Origin of the sequence: Albibacterium sp. (genome assembly GCF_035514885.1) — a bacterium.
Lineage (GTDB): Bacteria > Bacteroidota > Bacteroidia > Sphingobacteriales > Sphingobacteriaceae > Albibacterium.
The window spans coordinates 28205-45200 of record NZ_DATJCH010000005.1; the positions used below are offsets into that span (position 1 = coordinate 28205).

Annotated in this window: 13 protein-coding genes; 7 read left to right on the forward strand and 6 right to left on the reverse strand. The window is 38.2% G+C overall.

Annotated elements, in window-relative coordinates; translation table 11 throughout:
- Positions 1 to 3 precede the first annotated feature (3 nt).
- Positions 4 to 615, forward strand: a complete 612-nt coding sequence (locus VL047_RS00810) for an RDD family protein (RefSeq protein WP_325357534.1) — start codon at positions 4 to 6, stop codon at positions 613 to 615.
- A gap of 1 nt (position 616) precedes the next feature.
- Here the strand turns inward: VL047_RS00810 and VL047_RS00815 are convergent, their stop codons facing one another.
- Positions 617 to 802, reverse strand: coding sequence for a hypothetical protein (locus tag VL047_RS00815; protein WP_325357536.1), 186 nt, complete (start codon positions 800 to 802; stop codon positions 617 to 619).
- A 272-nt stretch (positions 803 to 1074) separates the two neighbouring features.
- Between VL047_RS00815 and dacB the strand changes: the two genes are divergently transcribed.
- From dacB to VL047_RS00840, 5 genes are all read left to right on the forward strand, one after another.
- On the forward strand, positions 1075 to 2490 hold the full coding sequence (dacB, locus tag VL047_RS00820; protein WP_325357538.1) for a D-alanyl-D-alanine carboxypeptidase/D-alanyl-D-alanine endopeptidase: 1416 nt from the start codon (positions 1075 to 1077) through the stop codon (positions 2488 to 2490).
- A gap of 45 nt (positions 2491 to 2535) precedes the next feature.
- Positions 2536 to 3384 carry a 4-hydroxy-3-methylbut-2-enyl diphosphate reductase gene (locus tag VL047_RS00825; RefSeq protein ID WP_325357540.1) on the forward strand — a complete coding sequence of 283 codons (849 nt, stop codon included), beginning with the start codon at positions 2536 to 2538 and terminating at the stop codon, positions 3382 to 3384.
- 100 nt (positions 3385 to 3484) lie between these two features.
- Positions 3485 to 4522 carry a ferrochelatase gene (hemH, locus tag VL047_RS00830; protein WP_325357542.1) on the forward strand — a complete coding sequence of 346 codons (1038 nt, stop codon included), beginning with the start codon at positions 3485 to 3487 and terminating at the stop codon, positions 4520 to 4522.
- Positions 4523 to 4605: 83 nt separating this feature from the next.
- Complete coding sequence (locus VL047_RS00835) at positions 4606 to 5862, forward strand: metallophosphoesterase (protein WP_414635295.1); 1257 nt, start codon at positions 4606 to 4608, stop codon at positions 5860 to 5862.
- 74 nt (positions 5863 to 5936) lie between these two features.
- Entirely contained in the window at positions 5937 to 7184 is a 1248-nt protein-coding gene (locus VL047_RS00840) for an ABC transporter permease (RefSeq protein WP_325357546.1), read from the forward strand.
- Positions 7185 to 7190: 6 nt separating this feature from the next.
- Here the strand turns inward: VL047_RS00840 and rfbB are convergent, their stop codons facing one another.
- The 3 genes from rfbB to VL047_RS00855 are packed head-to-tail and all read right to left on the reverse strand — an operon-like array spanning position 7191 to position 10276.
- Positions 7191 to 8240: a dTDP-glucose 4,6-dehydratase gene (rfbB, locus tag VL047_RS00845; RefSeq protein ID WP_325357548.1), complete on the reverse strand. Its 1050-nt coding sequence runs from the start codon at positions 8238 to 8240 to the stop codon at positions 7191 to 7193.
- Between the two features lie 4 nt (positions 8241 to 8244).
- Positions 8245 to 9279: a UDP-glucose 4-epimerase GalE gene (galE, locus tag VL047_RS00850; RefSeq protein WP_325357550.1), complete on the reverse strand. Its 1035-nt coding sequence runs from the start codon at positions 9277 to 9279 to the stop codon at positions 8245 to 8247.
- Between the two features lie 16 nt (positions 9280 to 9295).
- Positions 9296 to 10276 (reverse strand): UDP-glucuronic acid decarboxylase family protein, encoded by a 981-nt coding sequence (locus VL047_RS00855; protein WP_325357552.1) that lies wholly within the window; start codon positions 10274 to 10276, stop codon positions 9296 to 9298.
- A 167-nt stretch (positions 10277 to 10443) separates the two neighbouring features.
- Between VL047_RS00855 and VL047_RS00860 the strand changes: the two genes are divergently transcribed.
- Positions 10444 to 11769: a 3-deoxy-D-manno-octulosonic acid transferase gene (locus VL047_RS00860; RefSeq protein ID WP_325357554.1), complete on the forward strand. Its 1326-nt coding sequence runs from the start codon at positions 10444 to 10446 to the stop codon at positions 11767 to 11769.
- A gap of 91 nt (positions 11770 to 11860) precedes the next feature.
- On the opposite strand, the gene VL047_RS00865 is transcribed toward VL047_RS00860, so the two are convergent.
- Entirely contained in the window at positions 11861 to 13567 is a 1707-nt protein-coding gene (locus VL047_RS00865) for a RagB/SusD family nutrient uptake outer membrane protein (RefSeq protein ID WP_325357556.1), read from the reverse strand.
- Positions 13568 to 13601: 34 nt separating this feature from the next.
- Positions 13602 to 16889 carry a TonB-dependent receptor gene (locus VL047_RS00870; protein WP_325357558.1) on the reverse strand — a complete coding sequence of 1096 codons (3288 nt, stop codon included), beginning with the start codon at positions 16887 to 16889 and terminating at the stop codon, positions 13602 to 13604.
- Between the last annotated feature and the right edge of the window lie 107 nt (positions 16890 to 16996).

Consider the following 16996-nt stretch of genomic DNA (forward strand, 5'->3'; position numbering starts at 1 on the left):
GCCTTGAGCAACCGAAAGTATTTTTATGTAAAAGAAGGGAAGCCAGAGGGTCCCTTTTCTTTGGAGGAGCTTAAATCATTCAACCTGAAGTCGAGTGATTTTGTGAAGGAAGTGGGTTCTGATGATTTTCATGAGATTCATGAATTATCCGAGCTAAGTAAATTGCTCTCCCTGAAACATGAGATCACCATACCTCAATATTTTGCCACCATGGATATTCGTTTATTGGCTTGGGCAATCGACTTTTTCTTTGCATTCGCACTGTATTGCATAGGTATTCTATTACCCATTCTGGCATTTACCACCGGTTCTACAAGAACCATGTATGTACTTATCGGTCTGCTGGCAATCTTTCCAATACAATTTATATCTTCTGTCTTTTTAGAAGCATCAAAATATCAGGGAACGATTGGCAAGCTGATTCTTAGAATTAAAGTTTGCAATACAAAAGGCTTGCCGATAGGCTTTGCCAGATCCTTGTGGAGGAATATCTGCAAAATCCTTGGTTTCTTTAGCTTAGGTATCGGTTTCTTCGCTGGCTTCTTTAGCCGTAAGCAACAATGTTGGCACGACAAGTTAGCCGATACACTAGTTGTTAAAGATCGTTTAACCTGATTTAGGCTGCGTCTTTGGTATTCCTGACTAAGCCAATTCCAGAAAAGAAGAATATAATTCCAATTACTCCAACAACAATTAATTCGCGATAAGATTCACTGTTTTGCACAAACTGAACTCCAGCATATATTAAACCAATAATGCCGAGTATAGTAAGGATTGTTCCAAATGTTCGTTTTACGTTCATGATTTATATTTTTTTTAATAACGATGATAAGGCAATTTCTATGCCTAATGTATAAACCATGTATTAGACTTGCTTTACATGCTTCCGTTATGTCGCGTTGTTCTTCCGTTGAGTCAGTGTTTTTTAGGCTCTTTTAACGCAGATACAACGAAGGAATCTTTATCTTGGGTTTCTGGAAGGTTAAACAAGTTGCTTGTTATCCCTTTATATTATTATATTGGATAAGCTAAAATTAAGTAATTTTATAGCTAGAATCAATTTCACCGCTTTGTATGAAAGTTTATTTTGCTCTTGTCGTTTTATTTCTTTCGTTTCATTTTAACGCTTTTTCTCAATCTTTAGCTGAAAAGATCGGTAAATCTTTTGCAGTTTTTGAGGCCGATCGTAATCTGAAATACGGCATTGCATCCTTAACAGTTATGAATGCCCGTACGGGTGAAATTATTTATTCTAAATATGAGAATTTGGGAATGGCGCCAGCTTCCACTTTAAAAGCAGTTACACTTGCTACTGCTTATCATGTTTTAGGTAAGGATTTTAGGTATAGAACTGATTTACTCTACAGCGGTGTGATAAATAATGGAATTCTGGAGGGTGATATTATCATTAAAGGTTCAGGTGATCCTTCTTTGGGAAGTGATCATTATAGGGAAACGAGAGCTGATGTTATTTTAAAAAGATGGACGGATGCCATTAAAGCAGCAGGTATTAAGAAAGTTGTCGGAAGGATCATTGCAGATGATTCAATGTTTAATGGCCAGATGGCTCCGGAAGGATGGATATGGACAGATATGGGACAGTATTATGGGGCGGGAGTTTCAGCATTGAACTGGCGGGAAAATAAGATGGGAGTTATTTTTTCTGCTAAAGGCAGAGTGGGGAACCCGGTTAGTCTTGTGAAGACTGTTTCGATAAGTTCGGATGTGGAAATTGTCAATGAAGTTAAAATAGGATCTGCAGGAAGCGGAGATCAGGTCTATGCATATTCTGCTCCTTACTCTAAAAAAATAATATTAAGGGGAACCTATGGTAGTGATCTTAACAAAGAAGTTGAAATATCTTTGCCGGATGGGGCTTATGAAGCAGCATCCAGTCTGAAGCTAGCATTGATAAAGCAAGGTATTGTCGTGGATGATAAGGTGACTACAGCCTTTTTATTGCAATCTGAAGGTAAAGATTTACCTGCAAATACGAAATTATTAGATCGTTACCTGTCTCCAAATCTAGATCAATTAGCTTATTGGTTTTTAAAGGAAAGCATTAATTTATATGGTGAAGCTCTTCTGAAAACATCTGCATTTCATGAGGGGATAGCTACCAAAACTTCGGATGCAGCGGCCTGGGAAAAAAAGTTCTGGGCAAATCAATTGGGAATTGATGAAGGTGCTTTAAAGATTATGGATGGAAGTGGACTTTCTCCCGAAAATAGGGTCAGCACCTTATCAATGGTCAAAGTTTTGAATGAAGCAAAAAAGCAGAGCTGGTTTGCCAGTTATTATGAGAACATCCCCTTAGTCAATAATATGAAAATGAAGAGCGGTACAATAGATGGGGTTCTGGGCTATGTTGGCTATCATACATCTAAGGGTGGAACACCTTTAATATTTGCTTTTTTAGTTAATAATCATGAGGGTAGGGCATCTTCTATGCGACAAAAAATGTTTAAGGTATTAGATTCTCTGAAATAGGCTGCATGTAAAAATTGATTTCAAATTTCATATCTTTGTATTAGCATGAAATACAATTTAGATGTATCAATAGATAAAGATTCCGGCTTCTGTTTTGGCGTTGTTTATGCCATTGAAATGGCAGAAGAGATACTGGAAGAGGATGGTTATTTATACTGTTTGGGAGATATTGTGCACAATGATGAAGAAGTTCTTCGCTTAAAAGAGAAAGGTCTTCGAATTATCGGACATGAAGAACTGCTTAACCTGCACCATGAAAAAGTTCTGATCAGAGCGCATGGGGAAGCTCCTGAAACCTATAAAATAGCCCTTGATAATGATATTACCCTGATTGATGCCTCTTGTCCGGTAGTTTTAAAACTACAGAACCGCATTAAAACTTCATACGACGTAAAAGAGAAGGTGCTTATCTTTGGAAAACACGGACATGCAGAAGTAATTGGCCTGCAGGGTCAGACCAACAATGAAGCCCTGGTTTTTCAAGATATCAGTGAACTGGACCATGTAGAATTACCACACGATATCACTTTATACAGCCAGACGACAAAGAGTACCGATAAGTTTTATGAGATTAAAAAAGAACTTATTAACCGCGGACATAATGTTCGTGCAAATGATACCATTTGCCGTCAGGTATCTAGTCGTTATGAAGACTTGGGAAGCTTTGCTGAGAAATTTGATAAAGTTGTGTTTGTTTCAGGTAAGAAGTCATCCAACGGTAAGGTTCTTTATGATGTCTGTGTGAAAAGTAATCCAAATACTTATTTTATCTCAGATCCTGTTGAATTAAAACCTGAACTGTTTCAGGAAAATGATAAAGTCGGTATCTGCGGAGCAACTTCTACACCCATGTGGTTGATGGAAAAAGTACGCGATATACTACAGGAATATTGATTTACCGTCATAAAATTTCTCCATCGGTATAATATTATCATGTACTATGCAAATTTAGCTAGCTTTGTATGTTTAAAATATTCTTCTGTAATCTGAATTAATGAAAAAAGGAATCTTACTTGTAAATCTTGGGACACCTGATAGTCCATCAGTACCTGATGTTCGTCGCTATCTTGATGAGTTTTTAATGGATGGTCGCGTTATTGACATTAAACCTATACCCAGAAATCTGTTGGTTAGAGGTTTGATTGTTCCTTTTCGTGCTCCTAAGTCTGCTAAAATATATAAAGAAGTTTGGACAGAGGAAGGCTCTCCCTTGCTTATTTATGGCATGGAAAACAAGAGATTATTGCAAGAAAGTCTGGGCGATGAATATGTGGTTGCATTTGGAATGCGGTATCAAAATCCGAGCATTCAGAGTGCCCTGGATGAACTAAGAGCTCAGAAAGTTAAATCTATTCAGGTAATTCCTTTGTTCCCTCAATATGCTTCAGCCTCTACCGGTTCGGTACATCAGAAGGTGATGGAGATTGTAAGCAAATGGTTGGTTATTCCGGAAATTAGTTTCATTAACTCGTTCCATAACAACCCGGATATGATTCAAATATTTGCTGACAATGGTCGTAAACACGGCATTGAAAACTATGATCACATCATCTTTAGTTTTCATGGATTACCTCAGCGCCAGCTAATAAAGGCAGATGACTCAAAAACACATTGTTTACAGGATAAATCTTGTTGTCAGACCTATAATGATAAGAATTACTTCTGCTACTCCGCACAATCCTATGACACTGCAAAGCTGATTGCTGAGAATTTAGGATTAAGTCGGGATCAATATACCATTAGTTTTCAATCTCGTTTGGGAAAAGAACCTTGGTTAGTGCCTTCTACTAGTGATATTATTCATGAAAAGGCCAAAGAGGGTAAAAAGCGCTTGTTGGTTTTTTGTCCGGCTTTTGTTGCCGATTGCCTTGAAACTCTTTATGAAATCACCGTAGAATACCATGAAGAATTTGTTGAAGCAGGAGGAGAGAAGGTTCAATTGGTGGAAAGTTTAAATAACGATCCTCGTTGGATAGAAGTTCTAAAAGGTTTTATTGAGAAGGGTGAGAATAAAGTGCTTATTCCCAACTAGAACACATCTGGCATTTCTTTTGTAACATTCCCTGGTACGATCTATCTAAAATAAGATAAAGATTTCTAAAAAGAAAGATGCGGATGAGTCCTATTATTTTAAGTTCTGTTATACTCATTTTACTTGATGTATACATCTACACTGCTTTAAGAGCTACTAAGATTAAATGGGCAAGAAGCAAAATCTTTACTGTTTTATGGTGGGGTTATTCTGCGGTGTTATTTTTAGGAATACTTGGTACTATCTATCTTGATCTACGCCTGGATATTCGATCTATTATCTTAGTTGCACTTTTTATAACCTTTGCTACCAAGTTTGTTTTTGCATTGATTATGATCATCGATGACATTCGAAGAGGTGGTGTTTGGTTAAGCAGAAAGGTTCTTCCGGGGAAGAATGTCCAGAATGAAGTGGTTGTTGAAAAAGGAAAGAGTAAAATATCCCGATCTGACTTTTTAGCTAAATCCGGAATTGTATTGGCAGCTGTGCCCTTTACTACCTTAAGCTGGGGCATTGTCTCAGGAGCTTATGATTATCGCATCCGCAGACAAAAACTATACCTGCCGAATTTACCAAAAGCTTTTCATGGAATGAAGATTGGTCAGATATCCGATATTCATTCCGGAAGTTTCTATAATAAAACAGCGGTTCAAGGTGGCGTAGATATGCTATTAGCAGAAAAACCCGATGTGATATTTTTCACAGGAGATCTGGTGAATAACCTGGCATCTGAATTGAAAGATTATAAAGATATATTTAGTAAAGTGAAAGCTCCTTTGGGCGTATATTCTATCTTGGGGAATCACGATTATGGTGAATATCATTTTGGGTTGGAGCCATCTGCGGCTAAGGCCAGAAATTTGGAATTATTAAAGCAAAGCCATCATGAAATGGACTGGGATTTGCTTCTTAATGAGAATAGAAAGATCAAAGTAGATAATGAAGAGATTGGAATTATCGGGATTGAGAACTGGGGAGCAGGATTTCGTTTTCCCAAGTATGGCGATTTGGATAAAGCACTTAAGGGGAGTGAAGATGTGCCTGTAAAGCTGTTGCTTTCTCATGATCCTTCTCATTGGCGCGCTCAGGTTCTTGCTCGTCCTGAAATTGATGTCATGTTCAGCGGACATACTCATGGAATGCAATTTGGAGTGCGATTTAAGAGTTTTCAATGGAGCCCCGTGCAGTACATTTACAAAGAATGGGCGGGTTTATATCAAGAGAATAAACAACAGCTTTATGTTAATACCGGCTATGGGTTTCTAGGTTATCCTGGTCGGGTAGGGATTTTGCCTGAGATAACTATCTTTGAATTAATGAGTGGAGATAAACCATCCTAAGAAATACGATTGGGGCCTTCTTTAATCTGTAACATTTCTTAATTACATCTGTCTAAGATAAAACAACGATTATTATGTCGGTAAAGATGTCTCAGCGTGAAACTATCAAGCTTTCACTGCAATCTATTAGTGCGAATCGCTTACGTACCTTTCTAACAGCTCTGATTATTTCTATTGGAATTACTGCGTTGGTAGGTATTTTGACATCTATTGATGCTATACAAACATCCTTAACAGAATCCTTTTCTGCTTTAGGATCTAATTCTTTTACCATTCAGAACCGGGGTTTAAATATTCGTATTGGCGGACAAGGTACGCGCCCGAAAGACTATCCGAATATTACTTACCAAGATGCTGTTGATTTTACTGAGCGATTTGATTTTCCGGCTATTGTTTCTGTTAATGTTCGTGTGAGTAGCGGAGCTACTGTTAAGTTTGAAAGTAAAAAAACAAATCCGAATGTTGGTGTTCAGGGATCTGATATCAATTTCTTAGAAACAGGTGGTTATAAACTTGGGCTTGGTCGGAATTTTACTGAACGAGAGCTTGAGCTGGGAAGTAATGTTGTAATTATTGGAGCAAAAATTCAGGAGAGTTTATTTTCGGAAAATGAAGACCCTGTTAATAAGATTATAACTATTGGTGGTACGCGGTTTACTGTTATAGGTGTACTGGAAAGTAAAGGAGCCAGTTCTGGACTTGGTGGTGATAATACTACGATTATACCGCTTGTGAAAGGACGATCGTTAATAACTGCTGGTAATCCTTCTTATGTTATTACAGTGATGAACACTTTGCCTAATATGACAGAGGCAACTATTGGCGAGGCAACTGCCTTGTTCAGGAAGATACGTAACTTGAGTGCTACCGAAGAAAGTAATTTTGAAATCACTAAAAGTGATGCAATTGCTCAGGTGCTACTAAGCAACCTAACCTATGTTACTTTAGGAGCTGTTGTTATTGGTTTAATCACTTTGATAGGAGCTTCGATTGGCTTGATGAATATTATGCTCGTTTCGGTAACTGAGCGTACACGAGAAATCGGTTTAAGGAAAGCTATTGGTGCAACACCTCAACTTATAAGACAACAATTTTTAACAGAAGCAATTGTAATCTGTATGATGGGCGGGATAGCAGGTATTGTGCTGGGATTAATTATCGGAAATGGAGTCGCTTTATTATTGGGTGCAAGCTTCCTGGTTCCATGGTTATGGATGGTAATGGGAATTGTAGTTTGTATTCTCGTTGGGGTGATATCAGGATATTACCCAGCATCTAAGGCTTCAAGCTTGGATCCGGTTGAAGCCTTAAGATACGAGTAAAGGTTGTTATTCGCTATATTGTTTCTTGTAGTAGGCTAGGTAATTTCCACTTGTAACATTGTCTAGCCATTCTTCATTTTCTAAGAACCAATCGACTGTCTTCTCAAGACCTTCTTCAAAGGTTATGCTGGGTTTCCAGCCTAAATCACGTTGTAATTTACTTGAATCAATCGCATAGCGAAGGTCATGTCCAGCACGGTCTTGAACAAAAGTGATTAGAGAAGCCGATTCTCCTTCTTCACGACCTAGCTTTTTATCCATTATTGAACATAGGAGGTGAATCAGGTCAATATTTGTCCATTCGTTATTACCGCCAATGTTGTAAGTGGTACCTGTTTCAGCTTTATGAAAGATTACGTCAATAGCACGTGCATGATCTTCTACCCATAGCCAGTCGCGAACATTCTCACCTTTTCCGTAGATAGGGATGGATCTTCTGTGTTTGATATTATTGATGGATAATGGAATTAGCTTTTCGGGGAAATGGTGTGATCCGTAATTGTTTGAACAATTTGAGATTACGATATTCATTCCATACGTATCGTGATAAGCTCTTACAAAATGATCTGAGCTTGCTTTTGAAGCCGAATAAGGAGAGTGTGGGTCGTAGCTAGTTTCTTCTGTAAATAAACCGCTATCACCTAGAGCCCCATATACCTCATCTGTTGAAACATGGTAAAAACGATGTTTCTCATAATTGCCTTTCCATGCATTACGTGCAGCGTTTAATAGATTGACTGTCCCAATAACGTTGGTCATTACAAATTCAATGGGGTTGCTGATGGAGCGGTCTACATGAGATTCAGCCGCCAAGTGGATAACACCATATGGGTTCTCTTCAGCGAAGAGTTTTTCAATAAAGTCGGCATCTACGATGTCTCCCTTTATAAAACGATAATTGGGTTTATCTTCAATGTCCTTTAAGTTTTCAAGATTTCCGGCATACGTTAGCAGATCCAAGTTTATTATTTCATAGTCAGGATAGGTATTAACCATTCTTCTAACAACATGTGATCCTATAAACCCGGCACCACCAGTAACAATAATTTTTTTCATTTTTTTATAATTCAAATGGATTTTCATCCCTTAAGTAAACTTCCCATGCCCAGGCAGAACGCATCATTTCTTCAACTCCTAAATTGGCTGTCCAGCCAAGTTTTTGGGTAGATTTTGCTATATCACCCCAAACCTGTTCGATGTCGCCATTTCTTCTATGGCCAATTTCGTAATTAAGTTTCACATTCGTTGCCTTTTCAAAGGCCCGGATAACTTCCAGTACAGAATAGCCCTTTCCCGTTCCAATATTAAAAACATCGTAATGATTGTCGATGGTATTTTCGTTTAAAAATTGAAGAGCCGCAACATGTGCTTTTGCCAAATCAACAACATGAATGTAATCGCGGATGGCCGAACCGTCTGCAGTATTATAGTCATCTCCATAAACTGTGATCTTCTCTCTTTTACCAATGGCAGTTTGGGTAATAAAAGGTACAAGGTTCTGAGGCACTCCTAATGGTAATTCGCCTATTAAGGCAGATTTATGGGCTCCTACCGGATTGAAATAACGTAAAGAAAGAATATTGAAATTTGGATTGCTGTTGGCTGTTTCCTGTAAAATTTCTTCCGCTATTTGCTTCGTGTTTCCATAAGGAGATTCTGCTTTTTTAACTTCTGCTTTTTCTGTAACAGGCAATTCATCGGGCTGACCATATACAGTGCAGCTGGATGAGAACACGAAATTAGTTTTACGAGCAGAAAAAGCTTTCAGTAAATTTATAAGTGAGAATAGATTGTTATGATAGTATTTTAAAGGTTTTTCTACCGATTCGCCAACGGCTTTGGATGCCGCAAAATGGATAACACCTTCAATATCAAGATTCTTGTTTACGAATTCTTTCACGTCTTTTTCATCGCAGAGATCGAGCTTATGGAATTCTGGTTTTATGCCTGTAATCTTCTTGATTTGATTTAAGACGCCAATATTTGAGTTGGATAGGTTGTCGATAATGATTGGAGTATAGCCGGCTTCGAAGAGTTCAACCACGGTATGTGATCCAATATATCCCGTTCCGCCGGTAACTAAAATTTTCTTCATGTCTGTGTAGCTGCTTTTATTTATTATAATAGGTAAAATCTTTGTGGTTAATTTCTCCTTGAGGGAGTGATTTGAAATACTCATAGGTGATTTTCAAGCCCTCTTCTCTGTTTACTTTTGGAGACCAGCCTAAAAGTTCCTTTGCTTTGCTAATATCTGGCCGGCGTTGTTTTGGGTCGTCAATAGGCAGGTCTTTATGAACAACCTTCTGCTTTGTTCCTGTTAATTTAATAATCTCTTCCGCAAATTGGTTAATGGTTATTTCGTCGGGATTACCGATGTTTACAGGATAGGAGTAATCGCTCATTAGAAGACGAAATATTCCTTCTACCTGATCATCGACATAACAGAAGGATCTTGTTTGGTTGCCATCTCCAAATATGGTAAGATCTTCGCCTCTTAAGGCCTGGCCAATAAAAGCAGGTAGTACCCGTCCATCATTTAAGCGCATTCTCGGACCATACGTATTGAAAATGCGGACAATTCTGGTTTCTAATTTATGAAAGGTGTGGTAGGCCATTGTAATGGCTTCCTGGAAACGTTTAGCTTCGTCGTATACGCCTCTTGGGCCTACCGGATTTACATTTCCCCAGTAATCTTCATTTTGTGGGCTGACCGTTGGATCGCCATATACTTCAGAAGTAGATGCCACGAGAATTCGTGCCTTTTTTGCACGGGCTAATCCTAAAAGGTTGTGTGTTCCTAAAGAACCAACCTTTAATGTTTGAATTGGTATTTTTAGGTAATCAATCGGACTTGCCGGAGATGCAAAGTGCAATATATAATCCAGTTCACCGGGTACGTGTACAAATGTCGATACATCGTGTTTGTAAAATTCAAAATTTTCAAGAGGGAATAGGTGTTCAATATTTCGGATATCTCCGGTGATTAGATTGTCCATTCCTATTACGTGGAAATCTTCCTTTATAAATCGATCGCATAGATGTGAGCCCAAAAAGCCAGCAGCACCGGTTATAAGTATACGTTTCCTTCCCATTCTGTTTTTAATTTAAGAATACCATTGACGAAGGTAATTAATTTGCTAAAAACAAATGAGAAATATTTAGAAACAAGCTATATTCTAGATAATATAGCTGAGAAATGTATTCAGAATAAAAAATTAAATTTGTAGTTTCAACTTGACATTTCATTTAAGCTGTTTTTATGACTCTTATTTATAGCATTGGCATTTATCTATTTCATCTACTTATTCGGGTCGCTGCAATTTTTGGTGGAAAAGCAAGAAAATGGGTAGATGGCCGTAAAGATCTTTTGAAAAGAATAAAAAGTGAGGTTGATTCAACGAAGAAACATACTTGGTTTCATTTCGCTTCATTGGGTGAGTTTGAGCAGGGACGATCTGTACTAGAAGCGTACAAAAGTACTTATCCAGATAGATTGATTCTTATTACATTTTTTTCTCCATCGGGGTATGAAACCCGTAAGAATTTTTCTTTAGCGGATCATGTTTTTTATTTGCCGGCAGATTCTGCTTTTAATGCAAAAAGCTTTATAAAGTTAATTAATCCAGACCTTGTTTTTTTTACGAAATATGATTTTTGGTATTTCTATTTTCGCGAGTTAAAACAAAGAAATATTCCCTTATTAATGGTGTCTTCTATTTTTAGGGCGGATCAGGTGTTTTTTAAATGGTATGGCGGAATCTTTCGAAAGATGCTTTCTTGTGTAACACATTTCTTTGTTCAGAATCAGGAAAGTGTTGTATTGCTTCGGTCTATTGGGTTTGATAATGTGACTCTATCAGGTGATACGCGTTTTGATAGGGTGGTGGAGATTGCGAAGAACGTGCGCGAATTGCCGGTTATATCTTATTTCGCTACCGGGAACCGGGTTTTGGTAGCTGGTAGTACCTGGCCTGAGGATCTGGAACGTTTGTTGACTTTTCAACAGGTATTTCCTGAATGGAAAATGATTATTGCTCCTCATGATATTAATCCTCAGAGTATTAAACATACATGTGATGTTTTCTCTTCGGGTATTTTATTTTCTGATTTAAGCGATTATAAGCATAAACGACACTTGGAAAGCGATCATCAGAAGAAAAGGAATATTGATATGGATTTAGCCTATCAGGATACGGATACCGAGGCTGATTTGATTCCGGAACATAAATCGCCGGTGTTGATAATTGATAATATGGGCATGCTGTCTTCTTTATATGGATATGGAGATATTGCCTATATTGGAGGAGGGTTTGGTGCAGGTATTCACAATACACTAGAAGCTGCTGCCTATGGGATGCCAGTTATATTTGGTCCGAATTTTCATAAGTTTCAAGAGGCAAAGGATTTGCTACAAGCCAAAGCTGCTTTCTTTATTACAAATGGTAGAGAATTGATTTCTGTGGTAGAAGAGTTGATGGATTATCAGGTTCGTTTAGAAGCGGGAAACCGCGCTGTTGGATATGTTCAGCAGCAGGCCGGAGCAACTGATCGGATTATGGACTACGTTAAGGAGCACTTTCAATAATAAGTCTGAGGATTTATTTCGTCAAACGAAGAACAGCCTGCATTTGCAGGCTGTTCTTCGTTAAATTCTGTTAAAGAGATTGTCTTCTAACCTAATTTTGTACTAAAGTGTTATTACTTCTATCAATTTCGCTTTGCGGTATTGGCCAGTATTCATTGTTTGAATTAAATACTAAGTCATCATAAGCCGGAAGCAAATTGCCTTCGAATGCTGAGTAGCTTTCAAGGGTCTGTTTAGCATCTCCCCATCTTACCAAATCGAAGAAACGGTGTCCTTCCATAGCTAATTCCAACCTTCTCTCAAAATGTACAGCTTTACGAGCATAGTCTTGATTAGGGAACGATGGGTATGGTTTTACTGAATAATTAGCAGCATTTTTTCCATCGGCTGTCTTTTTCGGAGCAAGTTTAGCTGCACGATTACGGATGCTATTCACCAAGGTTAAAGCTGCAGGCAAATTGCCAAGCTCTACATTACATTCAGCAGCCATAAGTACCACATCAGCTAAACGAATAAGGTTTACATCTAAGTCTGTAACATAGTTTTGCCCTGGAACTGCGTGGGAAGCAAACTGACTTTGTGGAATCATTGTTTTCATTCCAACAAACGGACCTGCATAAGTGGCATCACGAATCCATGCGTCACCAGGCATAACACCATAATCTAAATATACTACACCTCTTCTTCCAACAGTATAATCTAATCTAGGATCAAAAGATAGAGTAACATCTAGTTCGTAATTTGTTTTTGCTGCTCCGGTCAATCCTAAATCTGACTTGTATTCATTGGTTCTGTAAGATTTATCTAGTAATGGTAAGCCTTGGGCGTCAACTTTGTAGGCATTTACCAAATCAATAGTAGGTTGATAAAATCCACAACAACCTACTGGAGAACTACCATATAGACCACCCAACATATCACCGACATTGGCATTATCTGCAGCACCATTTGAATTGATTGCATGTTTTGAAACCATTAAAGCTTCGGGTCCATCTTCTTTAGTTGGGTCAAAGTTGTTTTCAAAAGGCATCGTTGTGATATCTTTGCCGGCTAACACGTCTGTAAACAGTGGTAATGCATCAGCCCATTTCTTTTGGTAAACATATACCTTACCTAAATAAGCTTTTGCGATATCTTTGGTCATACGCCCTGCCTCTCCGTTAATCTTCTCAACAGGTAGATTATCTATAGCAAATTTTAAATCATCAATAATTTTCGGTATAACATCTTCATTGTTTGGTTTTACCTTTGCCTCGTCTAGCGTGGTGTTTTCATCGATATAAGGAATGTTTTTGAAAATGCGCCACAGAAAGAAGTAATAATGTGCTCTAAGCATTCTAGCCTCACCTTGAATCTGAGTTGCTCTTGTTGCCGAGATTTGTTTTGCACCTTCTTGATCTCCTTTTAGTAATTTGAGCGTACTATTAGCTCTCAGCACACCTTCATAATAAACTTGCCACATGGTGCTAAGATTATCATTCGCACTGTTACTAGTATAGTTTTCGATCATGTTCATGTTGGGCTGATCAGATTGTTCTGAACCTTTATGAGCATTATCAGAAGCTACCTCGCCAAAAAGCCATTGGCTAGGAGCGGAAGCATAGTTTCCCCAAGAGCCGCTAATGTTTCCGTTTAGAATACCGTAAGCTCCTAATAATTCGGCTTCCACTCCATCTTTATTTGCAACCTGAGGTTCGGATAGTTGTCCTTGCGGCAGCTTTTGTAAAAACTCCTTGCCACAAGAAGTTGCTACCAGCATCCCGGCCGCAATAATGGATAATATATGTATCTTTTTCATTTTCTTTTTTCTAGAATTAAAAATCATGTTTCTCTTAAAACCCTAAGCTTAAACCAAGCATATATTGTCTAGCTTGTGGGTAGATACCAAAATCTACTCCTAAGGCTGGATAATCTGAGCTTGTTGCTGAAATCTCCGGATCTAAGCCTTCATATTTGGTTATGGTAAATACATTCGTTACTCCCATATAAACTCTTAGTTTTTTAAAGGAATTAGCTCCAAATATCTTTTCAGTTGGAAGGTTATAACCCACTTGTATGTTTTTTAATTTCAGAAAGCTGCCATCTTGGATATAATAGCTTGAAGAAGCATATTCATACGCTGCTGCATCATTGGTAATTGAAGGTGTAGAGCTTCCAGTATTAGTAGGGCTCCATGCATCCAATAACCGAGTGCTTTTCTGTCCTTTAAACACACCGAAATCTGTGAAATACCGTGTAGCTTCATATAAGTCATTGCCTTGTGATCCATACAGATACATCATTAAGTCAAAGTTCTTATAAGAAGTGTTAATGTTAAATGAATATACAAAATCAGGATGCGGATTACCAATAATGGTTCTATCTGCTGCATCAATAACACCATCTGGTTTGCCATTTGGCCCACTTATATCAGCATATTTCAAACCTCCGGGTCTGGCACCAGGATACGATGGATTATTTGTAATGTCACTTGCATCTTGGTAAATGCCAACTGTTTTATATCCAAAAAAGGACGCATAAGGTTGGCCTACTTTTAGAATGGATGTTTCCATACTTCTAAATGCTCCAAAAATCTGTTGATCGACAGAAGGTGCTAATGAGACAATCTTGTTGTTGTTTTTTGATATGTTAGCAGATACATCTAATGTGAAAGGAGTGTTTTGGCGATGTCCGTAATGATAGCCTATAGAGAATTCCACACCTTTGTTATTCATGCTACCAATATTCACATATGGCGATTCAGCACGACCTACTGCGATTGCTGGTAATGGCAAGCGATACAACATATCATCGGTTGTTTTATCATACCAATCGATGGATCCATCAACATCTCCATCTAAAATGGTAAAGTCGAGTCCTAAGTTTAACGATTTAACTTGTTCCCATTTTACATCTTCATTAGCATAAGAGCTTTGCCAGATTCCTGACTGTGTTGTTCCGTTTATTGGATATGAAGACGATGTTAAAGAAGAAGCATATCGGTTCAGATATTGATATCCAGGAATACGTTGGTTACCCGTAATACCGTATCCCGCACGTATTTTTAAATCTGTTAACCAACTTGCATCTTGCATGAAATCTTCTTGGGAGATACGCCAAGCACCACTTACTCCTGGGAAAGTTCCGTATAGGTTATTAGAACCAAAGTTTGAAGAACCATCACGTCTGACTGTAACGCTTAATAGATAGCGATCCATGAATGAGTAATCTGCTTTTCCGAAAATTGAGAACATAGAACCTACAGATCCTGAACTCGCATTTCCAATACTGGATGTACCAGAGTTTAGGTAGAAGTAATCTAAGCTGCTTAAGGTGAAATAGGCGTTTCTGCTACCAGAAAGATCTCTGCCTCGACTCTTAATAGCTTCTGTACCTGCTAAAATACTCAAATTGTGATCCTCTCCTAAATCAGGTCTATATGTTAAAGTATTTGTCCAAGTCCATTCAGTAAAATATCCTTGGTATTCGCTCATGCCATTATTGAAACTTCCTTCAGAAAATTCCGGATTAGGATAGTTTAAATTGATGCCGTTATAGTTTTCATAGCGCATCCCGAAATTACTTCTCAATGTAAGTGTAGGGATAAGATCGTATTCTGCAAATGCATTTCCAAAGAAGAAATTACTTCTGTTTTTATCATCTTTTGCACGATAGGCTATAGCAACCGGGTTTTCACCGTTACCCCAACCACCATAAGATCCTGCGAAATGACCGCCTTCATCATATACTGGTATGATGTTTTGGATACGATAAGCAAATCCTAACACACTACCTTCACCTTGATAATCACCGGCGACATTTGGATTAACTCCCATACCGAATCCTTCAGTATAACTGTATTGCAAGTTTTCGCCAATTCTAAGTTTGCCATCAAAGGCTTTGAATTGTGTATTGGTACGAACATTGAATTTCTCAAATCCTGTATGAATTATAGAACCTTTTTGACCTAAATAGCCTCCAGACATTGCATAAGTAGCATTTTCGCTTCCGCCGGTGGCGCTAATTTGATAGGATTGGGTAGGAGCTGTCTGAGATAATTCGTCAAACCAATTTGTACCTGCACGATTAGCTTTTGTTATCTGGTAAAAAGTTGATCTGTCTTTTCCATCGTAATTGTACTTCGACATATCAGCATCGGATGAGGTAATGTTATTTCCTGAGATTCCTCCTGCCAATAAATATTCAGGCAAGGTTTCGTTCGTTCCACTTAGTTGATTATCCAAATCCAATACCTGTTGAGGGGTCATCATTTTTGGATATGAACCGGTTTTAGGAACCTGGACACCGTAATAAGCGTCAAAACTAAGTTGTGCCGGACCAATTTTTCCTGATTTCGTAGTGATTATGACTACACCGTTATTTGCACGTGCACCATAAATTGAGGCAGCGGATGCATCTTTTAGAACTTGCATCGACTCTACATCATTCTGGTTCAGCCAGCTTAATTTGCCCTCGAAAGGAACTCCATCAATAATATAAAGAGGTTCGTTGTTGTTAATTGTACTGAATCCCCGAATTTTGATTTGTGGAGTGGAACCTGGTGCACCATCGGTTACAACCTGCACACCTGTGGCACGTCCTTGCAGAGATTCAACAGCACTGGCTGCCGGAGTGCTTTTCAATTGAGCAACATCAACGACTGCAACAGAACCCGTTAAATCTTTTTTCCGTTGTGTGCTATAGCCTGTTACAACTATTTCTTCCAGATTGTTGATGTCTTCCGTTAAATTAACGGTAAGGGCACTGGTAGTTGAAGTAACTGTAACTTCAGTTTTTAAATAACCGATATAACTAACTTCCAAAACATCATTTACAGAAGCGCTGATTTCGAAGGCACCAGATTCATTGGTTGAGGTAACCGCAGACTTTCCTATTACTCTAATGGTAGCACCAGCTAAAGGAGTGTTCGAGTTTGCGTCCCTAACGGTTCCTTTGATTACTCTTTCTTGATTTTTGAAAGTGAGAGACTCCACAGAATGGAGTGTGTTTGAGGTTGGATGTGGTATTGCTAGTGTAGTATTACTCACAAGTAATAAGGCACTAAGAATCCACACCGATTGCTTCAACGTAGATCTTTTACTAAAAGAGCTAACGTTAGAAAACTGTTTGGTTTTCTTCATGATTATTGATTAAAAGGTTAATTGATTTAAAAAAAATAAATGGAGGGAAGTATAAGTCTACTCATGCATTATAGTTTAGTTTCGAATTTTGGTTAATTGTATCACCT